23 protein-coding genes are annotated in these 20,759 nt (G+C 73.7%); 14 read left to right on the top strand and 9 right to left on the bottom strand.

What is annotated here, in order from left to right:
• Positions 1-109: 109 nt before the first annotated feature.
• The 4 genes from ACFOW4_RS24570 to ACFOW4_RS24555 all read right to left on the bottom strand — a co-directional run bounded on the left by ACFOW4_RS24570 (position 110) and on the right by ACFOW4_RS24555 (position 2,051).
• On the bottom strand, positions 110-481 hold the full coding sequence (locus ACFOW4_RS24570) for a hypothetical protein (RefSeq protein WP_377531655.1): 372 nt from the start codon (positions 479-481) through the stop codon (positions 110-112).
• A 49-nt stretch (positions 482-530) separates the two neighbouring features.
• Positions 531-782 carry a hypothetical protein gene (locus ACFOW4_RS24565; RefSeq protein ID WP_377531654.1) on the bottom strand — a complete coding sequence of 84 codons (252 nt, stop codon included), beginning with the start codon at positions 780-782 and terminating at the stop codon, positions 531-533.
• A gap of 78 nt (positions 783-860) precedes the next feature.
• Positions 861-1,319 carry a large conductance mechanosensitive channel protein MscL gene (gene mscL, locus ACFOW4_RS24560; protein ID WP_377531652.1) on the bottom strand — a complete coding sequence of 153 codons (459 nt, stop codon included), beginning with the start codon at positions 1,317-1,319 and terminating at the stop codon, positions 861-863.
• Positions 1,320-1,358: 39 nt separating this feature from the next.
• Complete coding sequence (locus tag ACFOW4_RS24555; protein ID WP_377531650.1) at positions 1,359-2,051, bottom strand: FadR/GntR family transcriptional regulator; 693 nt, start codon at positions 2,049-2,051, stop codon at positions 1,359-1,361.
• A 50-nt stretch (positions 2,052-2,101) separates the two neighbouring features.
• Here ACFOW4_RS24555 and ACFOW4_RS24550 point away from each other — a divergent pair, with 50 nt between their 5' ends.
• Positions 2,102-3,385 carry an MFS transporter gene (locus ACFOW4_RS24550; RefSeq protein WP_377531647.1) on the top strand — a complete coding sequence of 428 codons (1,284 nt, stop codon included), beginning with the start codon at positions 2,102-2,104 and terminating at the stop codon, positions 3,383-3,385.
• 10 nt (positions 3,386-3,395) lie between these two features.
• Here ACFOW4_RS24550 and ACFOW4_RS24545 read toward each other — a convergent pair whose 3' ends face one another.
• A complete protein-coding gene (locus ACFOW4_RS24545) occupies positions 3,396-3,752 on the bottom strand; it encodes an STAS domain-containing protein (RefSeq protein ID WP_377531644.1) in 357 nt (118 codons plus the stop codon).
• A 165-nt stretch (positions 3,753-3,917) separates the two neighbouring features.
• Here ACFOW4_RS24545 and ACFOW4_RS24540 point away from each other — a divergent pair, with 165 nt between their 5' ends.
• The 6 genes from ACFOW4_RS24540 to ACFOW4_RS24515 are packed head-to-tail and all read left to right on the top strand — an operon-like array spanning position 3,918 to position 9,513.
• Positions 3,918-4,778 carry an STAS domain-containing protein gene (locus ACFOW4_RS24540; RefSeq protein WP_377531643.1) on the top strand — a complete coding sequence of 287 codons (861 nt, stop codon included), beginning with the start codon at positions 3,918-3,920 and terminating at the stop codon, positions 4,776-4,778.
• Complete coding sequence (locus ACFOW4_RS24535) at positions 4,778-5,188, top strand: STAS domain-containing protein (protein WP_377531641.1); 411 nt, start codon at positions 4,778-4,780, stop codon at positions 5,186-5,188. The genes ACFOW4_RS24540 and ACFOW4_RS24535 overlap by 1 nt, the downstream gene beginning before the upstream one ends.
• Positions 5,185-5,604 carry an ATP-binding protein gene (locus tag ACFOW4_RS24530; protein WP_377531638.1) on the top strand — a complete coding sequence of 140 codons (420 nt, stop codon included), beginning with the start codon at positions 5,185-5,187 and terminating at the stop codon, positions 5,602-5,604. Before ACFOW4_RS24535 ends, ACFOW4_RS24530 begins: the two co-directional genes overlap by 4 nt.
• Positions 5,601-6,614 (top strand): SpoIIE family protein phosphatase, encoded by a 1,014-nt coding sequence (locus ACFOW4_RS24525; protein WP_377531745.1) that lies wholly within the window; start codon positions 5,601-5,603, stop codon positions 6,612-6,614. Before ACFOW4_RS24530 ends, ACFOW4_RS24525 begins: the two co-directional genes overlap by 4 nt.
• Positions 6,611-7,972 (top strand): sensor histidine kinase, encoded by a 1,362-nt coding sequence (locus tag ACFOW4_RS24520; protein ID WP_377531635.1) that lies wholly within the window; start codon positions 6,611-6,613, stop codon positions 7,970-7,972. The genes ACFOW4_RS24525 and ACFOW4_RS24520 overlap by 4 nt, the downstream gene beginning before the upstream one ends.
• Positions 7,973-7,974: 2 nt before the next feature.
• Positions 7,975-9,513, top strand: a complete 1,539-nt coding sequence (locus tag ACFOW4_RS24515; protein WP_377531632.1) for a SpoIIE family protein phosphatase — start codon at positions 7,975-7,977, stop codon at positions 9,511-9,513.
• 14 nt (positions 9,514-9,527) lie between these two features.
• On the opposite strand, the gene ACFOW4_RS24510 is transcribed toward ACFOW4_RS24515, so the two are convergent.
• Positions 9,528-10,325 (bottom strand): DUF6597 domain-containing transcriptional factor, encoded by a 798-nt coding sequence (locus ACFOW4_RS24510; protein WP_377531629.1) that lies wholly within the window; start codon positions 10,323-10,325, stop codon positions 9,528-9,530.
• 31 nt (positions 10,326-10,356) lie between these two features.
• Between ACFOW4_RS24510 and ACFOW4_RS24505 the strand changes: the two genes are divergently transcribed.
• The 6 genes from ACFOW4_RS24505 (at position 10,357) to ACFOW4_RS24480 (ending at position 16,427) form a co-directional block, all read left to right on the top strand.
• On the top strand, positions 10,357-10,926 hold the full coding sequence (locus ACFOW4_RS24505) for a TIGR03086 family metal-binding protein (protein WP_377531627.1): 570 nt from the start codon (positions 10,357-10,359) through the stop codon (positions 10,924-10,926).
• 49 nt (positions 10,927-10,975) lie between these two features.
• Positions 10,976-11,512: a PadR family transcriptional regulator gene (locus tag ACFOW4_RS24500; RefSeq protein ID WP_377531625.1), complete on the top strand. Its 537-nt coding sequence runs from the start codon at positions 10,976-10,978 to the stop codon at positions 11,510-11,512.
• Positions 11,509-12,210, top strand: a complete 702-nt coding sequence (locus tag ACFOW4_RS24495; protein WP_377531623.1) for an ABC transporter ATP-binding protein — start codon at positions 11,509-11,511, stop codon at positions 12,208-12,210. The genes ACFOW4_RS24500 and ACFOW4_RS24495 overlap by 4 nt, the downstream gene beginning before the upstream one ends.
• Positions 12,207-13,730, top strand: coding sequence for an FtsX-like permease family protein (locus tag ACFOW4_RS24490; protein ID WP_377531620.1), 1,524 nt, complete (start codon positions 12,207-12,209; stop codon positions 13,728-13,730). The genes ACFOW4_RS24495 and ACFOW4_RS24490 overlap by 4 nt, the downstream gene beginning before the upstream one ends.
• Positions 13,731-13,842: 112 nt before the next feature.
• A complete protein-coding gene (locus ACFOW4_RS24485) occupies positions 13,843-14,268 on the top strand; it encodes a hypothetical protein (RefSeq protein WP_377531618.1) in 426 nt (141 codons plus the stop codon).
• Positions 14,269-14,270: 2 nt separating this feature from the next.
• Complete coding sequence (locus ACFOW4_RS24480; RefSeq protein WP_377531615.1) at positions 14,271-16,427, top strand: bifunctional polysaccharide deacetylase/glycosyltransferase family 2 protein; 2,157 nt, start codon at positions 14,271-14,273, stop codon at positions 16,425-16,427.
• Between the two features lie 13 nt (positions 16,428-16,440).
• Here ACFOW4_RS24480 and ACFOW4_RS24475 read toward each other — a convergent pair whose 3' ends face one another.
• Entirely contained in the window at positions 16,441-16,614 is a 174-nt protein-coding gene (locus ACFOW4_RS24475) for a hypothetical protein (RefSeq protein WP_377531613.1), read from the bottom strand.
• 118 nt (positions 16,615-16,732) lie between these two features.
• Positions 16,733-18,829: a S9 family peptidase gene (locus ACFOW4_RS24470; protein WP_377531610.1), complete on the bottom strand. Its 2,097-nt coding sequence runs from the start codon at positions 18,827-18,829 to the stop codon at positions 16,733-16,735.
• Positions 18,830-18,924: 95 nt separating this feature from the next.
• Here ACFOW4_RS24470 and ACFOW4_RS24465 point away from each other — a divergent pair, with 95 nt between their 5' ends.
• Positions 18,925-20,283, top strand: a complete 1,359-nt coding sequence (locus tag ACFOW4_RS24465; protein WP_377531608.1) for an FAD-binding oxidoreductase — start codon at positions 18,925-18,927, stop codon at positions 20,281-20,283.
• Positions 20,284-20,317: 34 nt separating this feature from the next.
• On the opposite strand, the gene ACFOW4_RS24460 is transcribed toward ACFOW4_RS24465, so the two are convergent.
• Positions 20,318-20,749, bottom strand: coding sequence for a hypothetical protein (locus ACFOW4_RS24460; protein WP_377531605.1), 432 nt, complete (start codon positions 20,747-20,749; stop codon positions 20,318-20,320).
• Between the last annotated feature and the right edge of the window lie 10 nt (positions 20,750-20,759).

Below are 20,759 nucleotides of genomic sequence, written 5' to 3'. Positions count from 1 at the left end.
GGCACGACCCCTCATCTCATGAGAGCCCACCCCGTTGCAACAACCACTTGAGGCCAAGCCCGCGGGACACCCCGACTTCCGTGAAATCGAGTCGATCAAGGTAGCCCGGTCACTCCTCGGCGGGGAGGTCGGCGACGCCGACGGCGAGTCGGACCCGACCGTCGGCGACGGCGGCGATCCGGTCGGCCGGGACGTAGACCGCGCCGGCGTGGATCAGCTCGGTGGAGACCTTCAGGTAGCCGCCGTGCAGGAGCCGGGCCGCCAGGTCGGCCGGCACCTCCGGCTCGTCCACGGCCGTCGCCTCGATCAGCTCGTCCAGGCTGCTGCCCGGGTCGGCGGTGGGGGCCTGCACGGTCACCGCGTTCGGGTCACCCCGCTGGACGAGATCCACGGTGCCGACCTCCGTGCCGGCCGGGTCGATCACCGGCATCCCGGTGGTGATCCGCGAGATGGTCGTCTGCTGCTCGTCCTGCTGGTCCATCCAGGCGCGGTTCCCGGGGCGGTACGCCGCTAAACGCCGCCGCCACGCCTCAGGCGGTCGGCGGAAGCCAGCCGCCCGGCGGGCGCGGGGAGAGCTCCCGCCAGGTGTCCGGGCCCTCGAGCAGCGCCCGGACCGTCTCCTCGGCCTCGTCGGCACTGGCGTACTCGTAGAACCGGGAGATGCCCTCGGCGCCGCCGGCCCGCTGCTCGACGTGCCACCGGTCGGCGTCCACCCGCAGGAAGACGTCCCGTCGGGCCAGCCGCCCCCATTTCCCGTTCCACCAGTGCTTCCGCTGCTCCATGGCCGGACTCTATCGAACACACGTACGAGAAGGTGCGGCCCCTGCGGGAATCCCGCAGGGGCGATGTGCATCAGTCGGTCAGCGCGGGGCCGGGGGCTCCGTACGCCGGCCGAGCACGTCATCCAGGGCTCCACGCTGCTGGCCGGGAGTGGTGTGGCCGGCGGAGACCAGCGCGTCGCGGATCTCGGTCAGCAGCTTGACCTCCTCGCTCGGCGCCTTCGGCGGCGGCTCCTCGCCCCGGCGCCGCCGCTCGGCCAGCTTGTTCATGGGGAACACCACGAGGAAGTAGAGCACCGCCGCGGTGAGCAGGAAGGTGATCACCGCGTTGATGAAGGCCGCCCAGTCGAAGACCTGGCCGCCGAGCGTCCACTTTCCGGCGGTGAGTCCGTTGCCCCCGCCAATCACCTTGATCAGTGGTTCCAGGAACGACTTGGTGAGTTGGGTGACCACGCCGGTGAACGCGGCACCGATCACGATGCCCACCGCCAGGTCGACGACGTTGCCGCGCATGATGAAGTCTTTGAAGCCCTTGAGCATCCGTACTCCCGAGGTGTCCGGTTTTCCGTCCGGCACAACCTATGCCTCGGGAGCGGGCTCCAGAAAAGAGCCGGCTTCGATCGCTGCCCGCGCCGGATCGCCGGCGCGGATCGCCTCGACCAGGCGGGTGTGGTCGACGTAGCGCTCCGGTGCCAGGGCGTCGCCCATCGCGTGGGCGACCGTGCTGCGCAGGGCCGTGCCGACCGAGGCGTACAGCTCGGCGAGCATGGCGTTGTGCGCGGCGGCGACCACCGCGGTGTGCAGTGCCGCGTCCGCCTCGACGAACTCGTCGACCCGGCCGCCGCGCCAGGCCGCCTCGCGGTCGGCGAGTGCGCCGTCGAGGGCCGCCAGGTCCGCCGGGGTACGCCGCAGCGCGGCGAGCCGGGCCGCCTCCACCTCGAAGGCGCGGCGTACCTCGATCACCTCGGCCATCCGGTCGTCGGTGAGTCGGCGGGCCACCACCGGGGCCAGCTCGTCGGTGGACACCACGTACGTGCCGGAGCCCTGCCGGCACTCCAGCACCCCGGCGTGCACCAGCGCGCGGACCGCCTCGCGGACCGTGTTGCGCCCCACGCCGAGCGCGGCGACCAACTGCGGCTCGGTGGGGATCCGCCCACCGACCGGCCACTCGCCGCCCAGGATGCGCGCTCGGAGCTGCTCGATGGTCTGCCGGACCCGGTGGCCGCGGGGCGGCACCGGCGGCGCGACGAAGGAATCGACCGACGGTGGCACTGGTTACATCACCGGTCCCAAATTCATCCCATGATTGTAGGTTCGATCGTATGACCCCGCCACCGACCGCCGCGCCGGCCCTGCCCGCGCCCGCCGCCCCGCCCGCGCCCGCCATCGACGCCGGTACGCGGCCCGCGCCGGCGCACCCGGCCACCGGCGGCGCGCTCGTGCTGGTCGGGATGCTGCTGGTCGCGTTGAACCTCCGCACGGCGGTCACCAGCCTCGGTGCCTTGCTCGACGAGATCCGCGACGGCCTGGGTCTCTCCGGGACCACCGCCGGCTTCGTCACGACCCTGCCGACCATCGCCTTCGCCGGGCTCGGCGCGCTCACCCCGTGGCTGGTCCGCCGGGTCGCACCGGCCCGGATGCTGGTGGTCGCCATGCTCGCCCTGGCCGTCGGTCAGGTGCTGCGGGTGGTCACCGACTCGACGTGGGTCTTCCTGGCCACCAGCGCGCTGGCGCTGGCCGGCATCGCGGTGGCGAACATCCTGCTGCCGATGATGGTCAAGCAGCACTTCCCGCACCGCACCGGGCTGGTCACCGGGGCGTACACGATGGCGCTGACGGTGGGCACGACGGTGGCCGCCGCCTCCGCGGTGCCGGTGGCGCACGCCTTCGGGTCCTGGCGTGCCGGGCTCGGGATCTGGGCCGGGCTGGCCGCGGTGGCCGTACTCCCGTGGGTGCCGCTGGCGCTGCGGGCCCGGGCGGCCGCGCGGCGGGCGACCCCGACGGCGGTCGTCGCCGCGCCGGTACGGGTCCGACCCGGCCGCACCCGACTGGGCTGGGCGATGGCGGTCTACTTCGGCGCCCAGTCGCTGAGCGGGTACGCGATCATGGGTTGGCTGGCCCAGCTCTTCCGGGACGCCGGTTACCAGCCGGAGGCGGCCGGGCTATTGCTCGCCGGGGTGACCGCGCTCGGCGTGCCGATCGCGCTGCTCATGCCGACCCTGGCCGGCCGGCTGGCCAGCCTGCGCCCGCTGGTGTTCGGGCTGACCGCCGCGTCGACGCTGGCCTACCTCGGCCTGGCGCTCGCCCCGCGCGGCGGGGCGCTGCTCTGGGTGGCACTGCTGGCCGTCGGCCAGGGCGCCTTCCCGATGATCCTGACCGCCATCGGCCTGCGTGCCCGCACCGCCGAGGGGACGGTCGCGCTCTCCGCCTTCGCGCAGAGCACCGGCTACGTGATCGCCGCCCTGGGCCCGCTGCTGGTCGGCATCCTCTACGAGGCGACAGGGGGCTGGACGGCGCCCATCGGGTTCCTGCTGGTCGCCCTCGCCGTGCAGACCGGCGCGGGCATGGTCATCGCTCGCCCCCGGTACGTCGAGGACGAGCGATGAGCGGACGCGGTCAGGAGGAGGCGGGCGTCGGCTCGCCGGCGACGGCCTGATCCACCGTCGGGTACGTGTGCAGCACCTCGACCAGGCCGCTGACCTCGAGGATGCGCAGCACCCCCCGCTGCGGGGCGGCCAGCCGGACCACGCCGCCGGCCTCGTCGCAGCTGTTCTTGGCGCGCACGAACACCGACAGCCCCGTCGAGTCGCAGAACGAGACGTCCGCCAGGTCGAACACCAGCCGGCTGCGGCCCTTGTCGAGCAGGTCGGTGATCTGGTCCTGCAACTGCGGTGCGGTCGCCATGTCCAGTTCGCCCGCGACCGACACGACGACCACGTCGCCGCGCTGTTCAGTGTGCACCGTCAAGGACATTCGCCAGACCTCCTGTTATCGGTGGAACGGTATCCCACGACGGGGGTGGTACGCAGAACGGGAGCCGTGATCCGGTGGCCATCGTCATTCCGTTGCTACGCAGCAAGTAGTTGACGGGCACCCGGTGATAGAGTCCGCCCGGTCCAGGTCGAGGGGGGTTTGGCAATGGCGTTGAACGCCGAGGAGAGCGGTCGGCTCGCGGCCCTGCTGAACGGGCACGCCGAGCGGGTCACGCAGCGCTGGACCGAGATCGTCGCCGGTTCGCTGCGCGGTCGACTCAGTCAGGCGGAGCTGCGCCGCCAGGTGCAGGACCTGCACCGCGCCATCGTCAGCACGAGCGAGCAGGGCGCCATCGACCTGACCGCCGAGGACGCCGCCGAGTTGCGCGCCGCGCTCTCCGAGCTGTCCCGGGGCCGGGCCCGGCAGGGCTTCTCCGCCACCGAGACCGCGATCAGCCTGTTCGCGCTCAAGGACGTGCTGCTGGAGCTGCTGGAGGAGGAGGGTGGCGACAACCAGCTGCGCGACTACGTCGCCTTCTCCGGGCTGGTCGACGAGCTGGGGCTGTTCACCTTCGAGAGCTTCGTGCGTACCCGCGAGAGCCTCATCGCCGACCAGGCCGAACAGCTGTTGGAGCTTTCCACGCCGGTGGTGAAGCTGTGGGAGGGCGTGGTCGCGGTGCCGCTGGTCGGCACCCTGGACTCCGCCCGCGCCCAGGTGGTGATGGAACGGCTGCTGCAGACCCTCGTCGACACCAGCTCCCCGTACGCGATCATCGACATCACCGGCGTCCCGGCGGTGGACACCCAGGTCGCCCAGCACATCCTGAAGACCGTGGTGGCCGCCCGGCTGATGGGCGCCGACTGCATCATCTCCGGCATCCGCCCGCAGATCGCGCAGACCATCGTCGCGCTCGGCATCGAGTTCGGCGACATCGCCACCAAGGCCAGCCTCGCCGACGCGCTGCGTCACGTGCTCCGGCTGACCGGGGTGGAGACCGCCCGCCGCCCGCCGCGTCGGGACGCCTGATGGAGCGGGTGCCGATCCTCAAGATCGGCGACATCCTGCTGGTCTCCATCCAGGTCGACATGTCCGACCAGACGGCTGTCCAGCTCCAGGAGGACCTGGCCGAGCGGATCGTCGCCACCGGCTGCCACGGCGTCATCATCGACATCACCGCGCTGGACATCGTCGACTCCTTCGTGGGGCGGATGCTCTCCACCATCGCGTCGATCTCCAAGGTGCTCGACGCGGAGACGGTGGTGGTCGGGATGCGCCCGGCCGTCGCCATCACCCTGGTCGAACTGGGCCTCTCGCTGAACGGCATCCGCACCGCGCTGAACGTCGAGCGCGGCATGGAGCTGATCGCGGCGGCCCGCGCCGACGAGCACGCGTACCCGCTCGACGACGATTCGGACGCCGAGACGGCCACGCCGTGACCGCCGGCACCGATCTGGGCCACCCACAGGCGCAGGCGATTCGGAGCGACGAGGATGTGGTGCGCGTCCGGCAGTTGGTCCGTACCGTGGCGGTGGGCGTGAAGCTCTCCCTGGTCGACCAGACCAAGGTGGTCACCGCGGCCAGCGAGCTGGCCCGCAACACCCTGGTCTACGGCGGTGGCGGCACGGTGGAGGTGACGACCGTGCAGAACGAACGGCGCCGTGGCGTCCGGATCGTCTTCGCCGACTCCGGCCCCGGCATCGCAGACCTCGACCTGGCCTTCACCGACGGCTACACCACCGGCGGTGGGCTGGGCCTCGGGCTCAGTGGCGCCCGTCGGCTGGTCGACGAGTTCGAGATCGAGACCTCCGCGCAGACCGGCACCCGCATCACGGTCACCAAGTGGTCCCGATGAACGGCGACGCGGTCACCGACCGCGGTCTCTGGTTCCGGGTCGAATCCGGCGGCACGGCCAGCTCCGTCCGCCGGGCCGCCGAACGCCTCGGCGACCAACTGGAGCTGGGTGAGGCGCGCACCGCCGACCTGGCCATCGTCGCCGCCGAGCTGACCAGCAACCTGGTCAAGCACGCCCAGGAGGGTGTGCTGCTGCTGCGGCCGGTGCGGCGTGCCGGCCAGGCGGGCGTCGAGCTGGTGGCCATCGACTCCGGACCGGGGATGGCCGACCTGACCCTCTCCTCCCGGGACGGGCACTCCACCGCCGGCACGCTCGGTATCGGCCTCGGCGCCATCGTCCGGCAGGCAAGCTGGTTCGACGGATACTCGCTACCCGGCCGGGGCACGGTCCTCGCCGTGCAGGTCTGGCCGGCCGAACCGGCCCAGCCGTCCTGGGCCGGCGCCCTCGCCCGACCGTTGACCGGCGAGTCGATCAGCGGCGACGGGTTCGCCGTCCGGGTGGCCGAGGGACGGCACCAGGTGCTGGTCTGCGACGGGCTGGGGCACGGCCCGCTGGCCGCCGCGGCCACCGACGCGGCAGCGGCCGCCTTCCGTACCGCACCGGCCGGTCCGCCGTCGGCGGTCGTCGCCCACCTGCACCGGGCCATGTCGCACACCCGGGGCGCCGCGTTGGCCGTGGCCGAGCTGGTGCCGGAGACCGGGATGCTGCACTACTCCGGGCTCGGCAACATCGCCGCCGTGGTGGTGGAGGGGGACGGCCAACGCCGTGGGCTGGTCTCGCTGCCCGGCATCGCCGGGCACCAACGACCGGCGATCCGGGAGTACGACTACCCGTTCGGTCCCGGCGCCCGGCTGGTGATGCACAGCGACGGGGTGGTCGACCGCTGGCGACTGGCCGACTACCCGGGTCTCGCCGAGCGGTCCCCACTGGTGATGGCAGCGACCCTGCTGCGGGACGCCGGTGTGCGGCGCGACGACGCCTGCGTGCTGGTCGCGAGGTCGTGGACATGACCGGCGAGCTCGCCCCACCGCCACTGCTGCAGATGGCGCTGCGGGTCGAGCACGACATCTTCCTGGTCCGGCAGCGCGGCCGCGAGGTGGCCGCCGCCGTCGGACTGGAACACCAGGACCAGGTCCGCATCGCCACCGCGCTCAGCGAGGTGGCCCGGGATCTGCTGCGCCTGGTCGGTGGCGCGGAGGTCTCCTTCCATCTCCACGGGAGCGCGGACGGTCGGCACCACCTTCACGTCGATCTGGCCCCGGTCGCGCCGTTGCCCGACGAGCGGTACGAGCCGCAGTCCGGCGCGGTGTCCCGCCTGGTCGACTCCTTGCTCGTGTTGACCGTGAAGGGGGATACGGTCGTGAGGATGTCCCGACGAGTCCCGGCCAATGCGCCGGCGCCGACCCCGGAGCGGCTCGCCGAGTTCCGCGACGAACTCGACCGCGCCGCGCCGGGCAGCGCGCTGGACGAGTTGGCCGCGCAGAACCAGCAGCTGATCGCGGCCCTCGACGAGGTACGCACCCAGCGCGACGAGCTGGCGGTGCTCAACGAGGAACTGGCCGAGACCAACCGCGGCGTGGTGGCGCTCTACAACCAGCTCACCGAGGAGCTGGAGGAGACCAACCGCGGTGTGGTGGCGCTCTACGCCGAGCTGGACGAGAAGTCGGCGCAGCTGCGGGCGGCGAGCGAGTCGAAGAGCCGGTTCCTGGCCAACGTGAGCCACGAGCTGCGTGCCCCGGTCACCGCCATCATGGGGCTGGGCCGGCTGCTCGCCGACGCCGCGTCCGACCCGCTCACCGGTGAGCAGGCCCGTCAGGTGGGGCTGATCCGATCCTCGGCGGCGGACCTGCTGGGGCTGGTCAACGAACTGCTGGACCTGGCCAAGGCGGAGTCCGGCCGGATGGAGCCGGACTGGGCGGAGGTGGACCTGCGTCCGCTCTTCGGCCAGCTGCGCGGCACGCTGCGGGCGCTGGCCACCCGACCCGGGGTGGAGCTGGTGGTGGAGGAGCCGCCCGTGCCGGCCGTGCTGCGTACCGACGAGGTGCTGCTCGGGCAGGTGCTGCGCAACCTGCTGCACAACGGGTTGAAGTTCACCGAGCGTGGCGAGGTGCGGCTGCGGGCCCAACTCGGCGACGACCGGTGGACCTTCGTGGTCAGCGACACCGGTCCGGGCATCGCGCCCGAGCTGCACGAGCGGATCTTCGAGGAGTTCTACCAGGTCCCGGGTGCGACCCGGGTCGGCGGCACGGGGCTCGGCCTGCCGTACGCCCGGCGGCTGGTGACCCTGCTCGGCGGGACGCTGGAGCTGACCAGCGAACCCGGCCGGGGTAGCACGTTCTGCGTCTCCCTGCCCACGGGCGGAGCGTGACGGTGGAGGGCGGCGCCGTGACCGTCCTGGTGGTCGACGACAGTCGCACCAAGCGGTACCTGCTGGTCAGCTGGCTCACCCGGGCCGGGTTCACCGTGCTGGAGGCGGAGAACGGCGCCGAGGCGCTGGCCCGGGTCGAGGTGGACCGGATCGACCTGGTGGTGCTCGACGTCCGGCTGCCCGACCTGAGCGGCTACGAGGTCTGCGAGCGGATCAAGGCGGCGCATCCGGCAAAGCCGGTGATCCACGTGTCCGCGCACGCCGTCGACGTCTCCGACCGCGCCCAGGGGCTGACCCGCGGCGCCGACGCGTACCTCACCGAGCCGATCGAGCCGGAGGAGTTGATCGCCACCGCCCGGGCGGTGCTGCGCTACTACCGGGCCCGGCAGCACGCCGAACTGCTCGCCGAGCGGCTGCTCGTGCTGGCCGACACCACGGTGGCGGTGCACGCCGCGCCGACCTTCGTCAAGCTGCTGGAGGCCGCGGCGGAGGGGGCCGCGAAGATCTTCAAGAGCCCGGCCGCGGTGATCGCCGAGACGTTCGACGGGGACTGTCTGGCCGGGGTCTCCGGCGGACCCGACCGCGAGGCCACGGTGGTGCCGTGGGTGGTCGACGACACCGGGATCCCGACCGGCGCGACGGTCCGGGTGCAGGACCCGGCCGCGTGGGGGCTGCTCGACTGGCCGGCCGACGACTCGGTGACGGTGGCCGCGGCCCGGCTGCGGGAGGACCGCGCGCCGCTGTACGTGGTCGTCCCCACCGCCACCCAGACCGCCCGTACCCCCGCGCTGGTGCAGCTCGCCCAGGCGGTGGCGGCGGCCGTCGAGGCGCAGCGTTCGTTCGACGAGGAGCACCGGATCGCGGTCACCCTCCAGCGCAGCCTGCTCCCGCGCCGGCTGCCCGAGGTGGCCGGGCTCGACCTCGCGGTGCGCTACGAGCCGGCCAGCGCGCAGACCGAGGTGGGTGGCGACTTCTACGAGCTGGTGATGCTCGACGGGCACCTGCTGCTGGCCATCGGCGACGTGGCCGGCCACTCGCTGCACGCGGCGACGGTGATGGCCGAGCTGCGCCACGCGGTGCGGGCGTACGCGGTGGAGGGGCACCAGCCCGGCGAGATCCTGCACCGGGTCAACGAGCTGATGCGCACCCTGCTGCCCAACGAGCTGGCCACGATCTGCGTGCTGTTGCTGCACCCGCCGTCCGGGCGGGTCCGGCTGGCCAGCGCGGGTCACCTGCCGCCGGTGCTCAGCCTCGACGGCAAGGTGGAGTTCGTGCAGCACTCGGCGCCGCTGCTCGGCGTCCGCGCGGAGCGCCCCGCCGACCTGGAGTTCGTGCTGCCGGCGGGCGCCACGCTCGTCTTCTACACCGACGGGCTGATCGAGCGGCGGGACGCCACCATCGACGAGGGGCTGGCAGCGCTGGCCGGCGTGGCCGGCACCGTCGACCACGACCTGGACCAGTTCTGCGAGCGACTGCTGGTGGAGCTGGCACCGCCGGAGATCCACGACGACGTGGCCGTGGTCGCCCTGCGCCGGCGCTGAGGCGGCGCGTGCGTTCAGTGCACCGAGCGGGCGTAGGCGGCGGGTGACACGCCGGCCACGGCGGTGAAGTCGCGGACCAGGTGCGCCTGGTCGCTGTAGCCGAGGTCGGCGGCGAGCCCGGCCCAGTCCAGCGGCCCGCCCGCGGCCTGCTCCACGGCCTCCTGGAGCCGGTAGCGGCGGATCACCCACTTCGGGCCGACCCCCACGTACTCGGTGAAGAGCCGTTGCAACCGGCGGACCGGGACGCCGTGCCGGGCGGCGAAGTCGTCGACCCGCAGCACCGTCCGGTCGACCCGGATCGCCTCGGCCAGCCGGACCGCCTCCCGCGCCGCCGGGTCCGGCTCGGGCGCCCAGCCCGTCAGGAGCGTGTCCAGGGCGCGGCAGCGCTCGGCGTCGTCGTCCGCGCACACCCGGCCGCGCGGTCGCCCCAACCGGCGGACGGGCAGGGGCAGGCGACGGCCGGTCAGCTCGGCGACCGGGCGGCGCCAGAACGGGCGGAAGCCGCCCGGCCGGAACTGCACCCCGCAGACCCGGCCGGTGCCGGTCAGCGTGATCCGGAAGAGGTCGAGCCCCACCCCGGCCACCTCGCCGCCCTCCGGTCCGTCGCCGTCCCGCCGGAACACCACGTTGACCGCCGGGTGCGGCACGATCCGCTGCTCGAACGGCGTACTCAGCGTCCAGTCGATCAGCCAGTAGTGCTCGACCCAGGGACGCAGCGCCGGGGCCGGCAGGTGCCGGCGGAAGTGGACCTCGCGCAGCAGCCGGCCTGGATCCAGGATCCCCCGGCTGTCGTCGCGTGGTCGCTGTCGCATTTCTTCAAGACCACCCTCATACGCTGGTCCTATGTCCACAAAGACTAGCGATTTGCTGGCGGCGGCCGCACCGCGAACCGTAACCGTGGTCCGCGGCATCGCCGACGACCAGCTCGACCTGCCCACGCCCTGTCGCGACTTCACGGTCCGCGATCTGCTCAACCACCTGTTCGAGGTGGTGGTGAACTTCCAGGAGCTGGCGGCGAAGCGGCCGGTGCAGTGGGCGGACAAGCCCGACCACCTCGTCGACGGCTGGCGGGACCGGTTCGAGGCGGAGACCGGGCGACTGATCGCCGCCTGGTCCGACCCGTCGGCGTTGGAGGGGGTGTCCTCCGGCATGGGCATGCCGCAGACCACCCTCGGCGGCATGGCGCTGCTGGACCTGACCGTGCACGGCTGGGACCTCGCGGTCGCCACCGACCAGCCCTACCAGCCCGCGCCCGAGGCGACCGCGGAGCTGCACGAGCTGGTCGAGCAGCTGGGCCCGACGGCCCGCAAGATGGGCGTCTTCGCCGACCCGGTCCCAGTCCCCGCCACGGCTCCCCTTCCCGACCTGGCTCGGCTCCTCGCCCGGACCGGCCGCAACCCCACCTGGCCCTGATCGGGACGGGTCGTTGACAGGACCTATTCGCTGAGTGAATAGTGGGGCGGTGTCCACGCCCCATGTTCTGCTCGGGTTGCTCGCCGCCGGCAGTCGGCACGGGTACGAGCTGAAGCGTGCACACGACGAGCGGCTGCCCCGCGCCCGCCCGCTGGCCTTCGGGCAGGTCTACGCCACCCTGGGTCGGTTGCAGCGCGACGGCCTGGTGGCCACCGCCGGCCAGGAGCGGGAGGCCGGTCCGGACCGGACGGCGTACGCGCTGACCGGCGAGGGGCGGGCGGCACTGGACCGCTGGCTCTCCGCGGTGGAACCACCGATGCCGTACGTGGCCAGCACGCTCTTCGCCAAGGTCGTGGTGGCGCTGCTGGTCGCCGACGTCGACCGGGCCCGGTCCTACCTGGTCGCCCAGCGCACCGCGCACACCGCGCGGCTGCGGGAGCTGACCGCGGTCAAGACCGACCCGACAGCCAGCCTCAACGACGTGGTCGCCGCCGACTTCGCGATCGCCCATCTCGACGCCGACCTGCGGTGGTTGCACACCACGCTGGACCGGGTCGCCGACTGGCACCGGGAGGTGCATCCGTGACGCAACTCCAGGCTCGCGGCGTGGTCCGGGCGTACGGCCCGACGCCCGCGCTGCGCGGCGTGACGCTCGACGTGGCCGAGGGTGAGATCGTGGCTGTCACCGGCCCGAGCGGCTGCGGCAAGTCCACCCTGCTGCACTGCCTCGCCGGGATCCTCCGTCCGGACGCCGGCGAGGTCACCTGGCGCGGCCACCGCATCGACACCTGGTCCGAGGCGGCGCGGTCCCGGCTGCGGCGCACCGAGTTCGGGGTGCTGTTCCAGTTCGGCCAGCTCGTCGCCGAGCTGACCGCGGCGGAGAACGTCGCGCTGCCCCTGCTTCTCGCCGGCACGGGGCGGCGAGAAGCACGGACGGCAGCAGTGACGTGGCTGGACCGGTTCGGGGTGGCCGAGCTGGCCGACGTCCGGCCCGGGGAGATGTCCGGCGGCCAGCAACAGCGGTGCGCCACCGCGCGGGCACTGGTCACCGAGCCGCGGGTGCTCTTCGCCGACGAGCCCACCGGCGCGCTGGACACGCTCACCGGCGAGCAGGTGCTCACCCGGCTCGTCCGACTGGCCCGTGAGCAGCGCACCACCGTCGTGCTGGTCACCCACGAACCACGGATCGCCGCGTACGCCGACCGCGAGATCGTGCTGCGCGACGGCATGGTGGACCACACCGGCCTGGGGCTCGACGCGCCGCTGGCCGGCGGCACCCGGTGAGGCCGGCCACCCTGGTCCGGCTCGCACTGGCCGGCACCCGCACCGACACCGCCCGGGTGGTGCTCACGGCGCTGAGCGCGCTGCTGGCCACGCTGACCGGGCTGGCCGCGCTCACCGTGCTGGCGATCCCGAGACCGCCCGGCCACCCTCGGACGGAGTCCGAGCAGTACCGCAGCGCCCTGCTCGCCGAGCCGGGGCTGCGCGGCGGAACGGCGTTCGCGCTCCTGCTGCTGGCCGTCCCGGTGCTGGCACTGGCCGGGCAGTGCGCCCGACTCGGCGCGCCGGCCCGCGACCGCCGGCTGGCGGCGCTCCGGCTGGCCGGCGCCACCCCGGGCCAGGTCACCCGGCTGGCGGTGCTGGAGACCGGCCTGGCCAGCCTGCTCGGTACGCTCGTCGGGCTGGGCGCCTACCTCGTCGGGCGGGACCTGCTGCACCGGCCCGATGAGCGGGGCCGGTTGGCCCTGCCCACCGACGTGCTGCCGTCGACCGGCGCGCTCGCGGCGGTGGTGCTCGGCCTGCCGGTGGTCGCGGCGCTCGCCACCGCCCTGATGCTGCGGACCGTGACCACCACGCCGCTCGGGGTGACCCGCAGGGCGCCCCGGGAACGAGGGCCCGGGCCGTGGGCCGGGGTCCTGATCGCGCTGGGGCTGGGGTGCTTCGCGGCGGTCCGGCCGGTCCTGCACGGCGTGAACGGTAACGATCAGCTGCTGCGCTGGCTGGTGCCGCTGCTGTTCCTGGCGGGTGGCCTCGCGGCCATGATCGGCGTCGTGGTCGGCACCGGGTGGATCTCGTACACCTGCGGGCGGTTGCTGCGCCGGTACGCACGCCGCGCACCGGCGCTGCTCGCCGCCGGCCGGCTGATGGCCGACCCGTGGGCCGGCAGTCGCACGTTCGCCGCGCTCCTGGCGGCCCTCATCTTCGGCGCCGGAACGGCCGCACTGCGCGCCTACTTCGAGCTGCAGGACCAGCTCGAGCGCGAGCAGAACCGCCTGGCCGGCTACGACGGCGGCACCGACCCGTTCTACCTGTCGACCATGGACCTGGTCGACGCGGCGGTGGGGGTGGCCGTGCTGATCGCCGCAGGTGGGCTGATCGTGGCGCTGGTCGAGGGGATCGTCGCCCGCCGCCGCGCCTACGCGGCCCTGGTCGCCACCGGAGTGCCGCGCGCCGCGCTGAGTCGCTCGGTGGCCTGGCAGGCGTTCGCCCCCGCGGTGCCGGCGATCCTGCTCGCCCTCACTGTGGGCGTGCTGCTCGGCCGGGGACTGTTCGGCCGGGTGACGTCGAGCGGCTCGTCCATCGAGGTCTGCGACGCGACGGCCCAGCTCTGCGCCGACCCGACCACCCGCGAGCGGTACACCCGGATCGTGGAGATCCCCAGGGTCGAGCGCGTGCCCGACCTGCCACTGGAACAGCTGGCCTGGCTCGGTGCGGCCGCCCTGGCCGCGGTACTGGTGACGATCGGCGTCGGCCTGCTCTTCCTACGGGTCAGCACCACCGTGGAGGAACTGCGCACGACCTGACTCGATGTAACACCGCTGGTGAGGGTGACGCTGTCTGCACCGGAGACCCGGACCGTCGGGTCCCGGCGCCGGACCGGACGGATCCCGGCGCAGCAACAGTGGGAGCCACCAGATGCACAGCCAGCCGGGCAACGGTCCGCCGGTGTTCGTCGACGGGACCGGCCGCCGCCGTCGGCTGACCGTCATCGCCGGGACCGCGATGGGTCTCGGCCTGCTCACCAGCCTCGGGCTGATCGCCGCCGGGCTGTTCCTGGACACCTCGGTGCCGCTGCCCGGGTGGTCCGACCCCCGCAGGCCCGAACCCGTGGAGGCGGGCGTGGAAGGGATCGGTCAGCCGGAGGTGGACGACGCGCCGAACCCGTCCCCGGTGACCAGCACCTCGGCACCCCTGCCGAGCCCCACCTCGACCGTTCGCGCCGGTCGTTCCGGTCCGAGCGCCGGGGCCACCGCGGCACCGTCCGCGACCGACCAGCCGGGTCGGGGCGCCGAGCGCCGCAACACCGCGAAGCCCAGCAGGTCGCCCGGTAAGCCGCGGTGACGATGGCGCGACACGTGGCCCGGCGTGATCCCCGAGCGCACTGGCTGCTGTTCCTGCTCGGCCTGCTCCTGCTGCTCGCGGCTCTCACCGTCAACGGCCTGGTGACCGGCCTGGCCGGCGGCTCCGGGGCCGCCGCCGCCTCCGACCCGGCCGGTGTGCCGGCCCAGGTCGGCACGGGCGGGCCGGTGCTGCGGCTGGACCGGGCCGAGCCGGTCAGCCGGGCCCTGCCGGCCCGGACCATCGCGCTGACCTTCGACGACGGGCCAGACCCGCGCTGGACCCCCCAGGTGCTCGACGTGCTGCGCCGCCACGGCGCGCACGCCACCTTCTTCGTGGTCGGTGCCCGGGTCAACGAGCACCCCGACCTGGTCCGGCGGATCCTCGCCGAGGGCCACGAGATTGGGTCGCACACCTTCACCCACGCCGATCTCGGCGCCCTGCCGCCGTGGCGGCGCGACCTCGAACTCTCCCTGACCCGCAAGGCGATCGCCGCGGCCACCGGCCGGGAGGTCACCCTGCTCCGGCCGCCGTTCTCCTCGGTGCCGACGGCGCTGACCGGGCCCGAGTACACCGCGCTGCGCGCCGCCGCCGGGACCGGGCACGTCGCGGTGCTCGCCGACCGGGACACCAGAGACTGGCAACGCCCCGGTGTCGACCGGATCGTGCAGGCGGCCACCCCGAAGCGGGGGAAGGGCGCCGTCGTGCTGATGCACGACGGCGGCGGCGACCGGGCGCAGACGGTGGCCGCCCTGGACCGGCTGCTGCCCGCGCTGACCGGCCAGGGCTACCGGTTCACCACCGTCTCCACCGGCGTCGACGCCCCGCCGTCGATGGTCCCGGCGGGCGGCGGCAGCCGGCTGAGCGGCACCGCGTTGCGCTGGACCCAGACCGGCGCCCGCTGGTCGACCGGGGCGATGAACCTGCTGCTCGCCGTCGCCCTGGTGCTCGGCGTGGTGCGGCTCGCGGTGCAGGTGTTCTGCGCCCACCGGCACGTGCGCCGGGTCCGCCGCCCCGTGCGGGACCGGCCCGAGGTGCGCGCGCCGGTGTCGGTGATCGTGCCGGCGTACAACGAGGCCGCCAACATCGCCGCGACGGTGCGTTCCCTGGTGGCCAGCGCGTACCCGGCGCTGGAGGTGATCGTGGTGGACGACGGGTCGGACGACGGTACCGCCGACATCGTCGAGCGGATGCGGCTGCGTGGGGTACGCGTGATCCGGCAGGCCAACGCCGGCAAGCCGGCCGCGTTGAACACCGGCATCCGGGCCGCGCGGGCGAACCTGCTGGTGCTGGTGGACGGCGACACCGTGTTCCAGCCGGACACCGTGCACCGGCTGGTGCAGGGCTTCGCCGACCCGTCGGTCGGCGCGATCAGCGGCAACACCAAGGTCGCCAACCGACGTCGGCTGCTCGGCCGGTGGCAGCACCTGGAGTACGTGATCGGTTTCAACCTCGACCGGCGGATGTACGACGTGCTGGAGTGCATGCCGACCATCCCCGGCGCGATCGGCGCGTTCCGCCGGGAGGTGCTGCTGCGGGTGGGCGGGGTGCCCTCGGACACGCTGGCCGAGGACACCGACCTGACCATGAAGGTGCTCCGGGACGGCTGGCGGGTGGTCTACGAGGAGTCGGCCATCGCCTGGACCGAGGCGCCCTCGTCGCTGCGCCAGCTCTGGCGGCAGCGCTACCGCTGGTGCTACGGCACGATGCAGGCGATGTGGAAGCACCGGCACGCACTGCGCGAGTCCGGTGCCGGCGGCAAGCTCGGCCGGCGCGGGTTGCCGTACCTCACGGTGTTCCAGATCGTGCTGCCGTTGACCGCGCCGGCCGTCGACGTCTTCGCCGTCTACGGCCTGATCTTCCTGCCGTGGTCCAGCCTCGCCCTGGCCTGGGCCGGGCTGCTGCTGCTCCAGGCGGCCACCGCCGGCTACGCGCTGCGGCTGGACCGGGAGCGGTACGGGCCGCTGTGGGCACTGCCGTTCCAGCAGTTGGTCTACCGACAGCTGATGTACCTGGTGGTGGTGCAGTCGGTCGTCACCGCGATGATCGGCAATCGGCTGCGCTGGCAGCGCATGATCCGGACCGGCGAGGCGGCGGCGCTGATCGGCGCGCCAGGAGGGGCCCCTGTCAACGCCTCCGGTGGAGGCCGGGCCGCCTCCTGACGCCGAGGCCGGGTCAGCGACCGTCGAACAGGCCGGCGGACCAGGAGACGACCAGGCCGGTCACGGCCGAGCAGCAGCAGACCAGCAGGGCGGTGGCCACTACCGCGAGGATCACCCAGGTCGGCCCGCGCCGGGCCGCACCCGGTCCGGGTCCCGTCGGCCGTACGCGCTGCTGGTCCTGGCTCATCCGAGGCAGTCTAGGTGTCGGCCGCGGGCCGCCGGCGGTGCCGGCCACACTCGCCCTAACTGTTAGGAGGGGGCCCCTGCTCTACTCCAGGCGTTAAGAAGGGGCCCCTCCTTGCACCTCAGGCGCGGTGGAGGCGGTCGAGGATCCAGGCGTTGATGAACGCCTCCTCGCGCCACGCGTCGTAGCGGCCGCTCGGGCCGCCGTGCCCCGCGCCCATCTCGGTCTTGAGCAGGTAGTCGCCGGCCGGGGCGACCGCCCGCAGCCGGGCGATCCACTTCGCCGGCTCCGAGTAGAGCACCCGGGTGTCGTTGAGGCTGGTCACCGCGAGGATGGCGGGATAGTCGACCGGCGCCACGTTCTCGTACGGGGTGTAGGACTTCATATACGCGTACACCTCGGGGTCGTCCAGCGGGTTGCCCCACTCCTCCCACTCGGTGACGGTGAGCGGCAGCGACGGATCGAGGATCGAGGTGAGCGCGTCCACGAAGGGCACCTGCGCGACGATCCCGGCGAACGCATCCGGGGCGAGGTTGGCCACCGCGCCCATCAGCAGGCCGCCGGCCGAGGCGCCCCGCGCCACCAGCCGGTCGCTGGCCGTCCAGCCGGCCTTGACCAGGTGCCGGGCGCAGGCCACGAAGTCGGTGAAGGTGTTCTTCTTGGCCAGCATCTTGCCCTGGTCGTACCAGCGCCGGCCCAACTCGCCGCCGCCGCGGGTGTGCGCCACGGCGAAGACCACGCCCCGGTCCAGCAGGGACAGCCGCGCCACCGAGAACCACGGGTCCATGCTGGCCTCGTACGAGCCGTAGCCGTACAGCTCGCAGGGGGCGGAGCCGTCCCGGGGCGTGCCCACGCGGCAGACCAGCGAGATCGGCACCCGGGTGCCGTCGTCGGCGAGCGCCCAGTCGCGGTGCTGCTCGTACTCGGCCGGGTCGTACGGGCGCCCGTCCGGACCGGGCAGCACCGGCTTCTGCTTGCGCAGCACCATCTGGCGGGTGACCAGGTCGTAGTCGTACACCGAGTCGGGGGTGACCAGCGAGGAGTAGCGCAGCCGGACCTGGCCGGTGCGGTACTCCGGGTTGGCGTCCAGCCCCACGCTGTAGAGCGGCTCGGGGAAGTCGATGTCGTAGGCGTCGCCGCCGCCGATCGGCAGCACCCGCAGCCCGGTGAGGCCGTCGGCGCGCAGCGAGACCACCAGGTGGTCGGCGAAGGCGTCCACCGCCTCCAGCCGGGTGCCCGGGGAGTGCTCGATCAGCGGCACCCAGTCGCCCGGCGCGTCCGCCGAGGTGTACGCCAGCGCGAAGTCCTCCGCGCCGTCGTTGTGCAGGATCAGGAAGCGGTGGCCGTGGTGCTCGACGGTGTACTCGACGCCCTGCCGGCGCGGCGCGATCACGGCGGGCGCGCCGGTCGGGTTGCCGGCCGGGATGACCAGCACCTCGCTGGTGATCTTGCTGTGGATGTCGATCAGGATGAACTTCTCCGACCGGGTCAGCTCCACGCCGACCCAGAACCGCTCGTCGTCCTCCTGGTGGACCACCACGTCGTCGGCGGCGGCCGAGCCCACGGTGTGCCGCCAGACCCGGTTGGGCCGCCACGCGTCGTCGACGGTCACGTAGAAGAGCGCCGACGCGTCGGTCGACCAGGCGGTGCCGTAGAAGGTGCCGGGCACCTCGTCCGGCAGCAGTTCGCCGGTGGTCAGGTCCTTGATCCGCAGCGTGAACCGCTCGTCGCCCGAGAAGTCGGTGGAGTAGGCCAGCCAGCGCCCGTCCGGGCTGACGTCGAAGGCGCCGAGCGAGAAGAAGTCGTGCCCCTCAGCCAGCAGGTTGCCGTCGAGCAGCACCTCTTCGCCGTCCAGCGGCGCCCCGTCGGCGCTGACCGGCGGCTCGGTCTCGGAGTCGCGGACCGCGCGGCGGCAGTGCACGCCGTACTGCTGCCCCTCGACCGTGCGGGTGTAGTACCAGTGCCCGCCCTTGCGGGTGGGCACCGACAGGTCGGTTTCGCGGGTGCGCCGGCGGGTCTCCTCGAAAAGCTCCGCGCGCAGCCCGGCCAGGTGCGCGGTGCGCTCCTCGGTGTACGCGTTCTCGGCGGTCAGGTAGGCGATCGTCTCGGGATCGTCCTTGGCGGCCAGCCAGGCGTACTCGTCGACGACGGTGTCGCCGTGGTGGGTGCGCTCGGTGGGCACCCGCTTGGCCACGGGCGGTGCGTTCTCGGTGGTCACGGCGCCACGTTACCGGCCGATCCGCGCCGTACGCCGGACCCGCCGCATCCCGATACTCACCACCACGTCTTTCGAACACATGTACGATGACCCGCATGGCGGCAGCAGCGAGTTCCCTCGGCCGGTCCGGAGCCCTCGAGATCACCCGGCGGTTGGCGGCGATCTGCGGTCCGCCGTTCGCCCGGCTGGCCGGCCCGGCCGACGAGGTTGCCGGCCGCGCCGCCCGCTGGGTCGCCGTGCCGGGCGGTCCGCACGCCGCGGCCGAGGTGCTGCGGCTGGCGGCGGTGCACGACCTGACGGTGGTGCCCCGGGGCGCGGGCACGAAGATCGACTGGGGTGCGGCGCCGGCGAAGGTCGACATCATGCTGGACACTGGCCGGCTGGCCGGCATCGGTCACCAACCGGTCGGCGCGTCGGTGGCCGAGGTGGGCGCCGGCACGCCGCTGCGTGCGGTGCAGGCCACTCTGGAGCGCACCGGGCAGCGGCTCGCGATGGACGTCCCGTCGCCCGGGGCGACCCTGGGCGGGGTGCTCGCCGCCGGGGAGGCCGGCCCGCTGCGGCACCGGCACGGCAGCCCGTGCGACCAGCTTCTCGGCGTTCGTTACCTGGCGGCCGACGGCGAGCTGGCCAGCGCCGGCGGCGGTGCGCCCGGGCTCGACCTGGCCCGGCTGCTGTGCGGTTCGCAGGGTGCGCTCGGCGTGCTGGTCTCGGCCAGTCTGCGGGTGCAGCCGGTGCCGGCCAGCCGGCTCTGGGTGTCCCGGCCGGTGTGGACCCCGCTGGAGGTGCACGACCTGGTCCGCACGATCCTCGCCGCCCGGCTGGAGCCGGCGGCCATCGAGCTGGATCTGCCGGGCGGCCCGCCCCGGCCCCGCACGCCCTGGCCGCCGGGCCACCCGGCCGCGACCGCTCGGGAGCGCCACCCCTCGATGTCCGGCCGGTCCGGTGCCCCGTCGCGGGCCGGCAGCCTCGTGGTGCTGCTCGAGGGCGGCCCGGCCGACGTCACCGAGCGGGCCGAGCGCCTGGTCGGGCTGCTGCACGGCGAGGCCACCGTGGCACACTCCGCGCCCGAGTGGTGGCGCCGCTACCCGTTCGGGCCCGGCGACACCGCGCTGCGCCTGGAGGTGCCGATCAGCGACCTGCACGCCGCCGTCTACGCGCTGCGCGACGCGGCCGGCACCCCGGTGCCGGTCCGCGGCTCCGCCGGGCTGGGCGTGGTGCACGCGGCGCTGCCCGGCGCCCTGCCCCCCGAGCGGGTGGCGTCCATCCTGGCCGCCGTCCGGGGAGTGTTGCTGGCCCGGCAGGGCCGATGCGTGGTGGTGTCGGCGCCGGCGGCGGTGCGGCAGGCCGTCGACCTGTGGGGCGAGCTGGCCGGCCTGGCCCGGCTGCGGGCCGCCAAGGAACATCTCGACCCGCACCACCGGCTCGCCCCCGGCCGCCTCCCCGGCGGCCTGTGACCCGGCCGGTCTCGCCGCCCGGGCTGGCTGACGATCAGTCCAGCCACCACCGATGCACGTCCAGCAGCGGTGGGGTGAACCGGGCCACCAGCACCAGCGACACGCCCACCGCGCCGGTCAGCAGCAGCGCGCGGGTGCGACGGGGCATGGTGCCCCGCTCTCGGGCGGCCAGCGGCACCGCGACGAGCGCGAGCCCCGGGCCGAGCACCGCACCGACCAGGTACAGCACCGAGACGAGGCCGTAGAGCCAGAAGAACGGGTTCGCCGCGTGCAGGCCGAACGGCACCAGTTCCTTGGGGTCGTACGCCCCGGTGACCATGTCGGCCGGACCGACACCGGCGGCCGCCATCCGGCCCAGGTAGAGCAGCAGCACGGCGACGAACGCGCCGATGGTGGCCAACTGCCCGACGATCAGGGCACGGACCAGCGGCCGGGAGAACGGCGAGGCCGGCGCGACGCTGAGCATGGCCGTCAAT

Source organism: Micromonospora sp. GCM10011542, from assembly GCF_042650685.1.
GTDB lineage: Bacteria > Actinomycetota > Actinomycetes > Mycobacteriales > Micromonosporaceae > Micromonospora.
The sequence above is the reverse complement of the archived record's forward strand: the minus strand, read 5'-3'. Positions and strand labels throughout refer to the sequence as shown.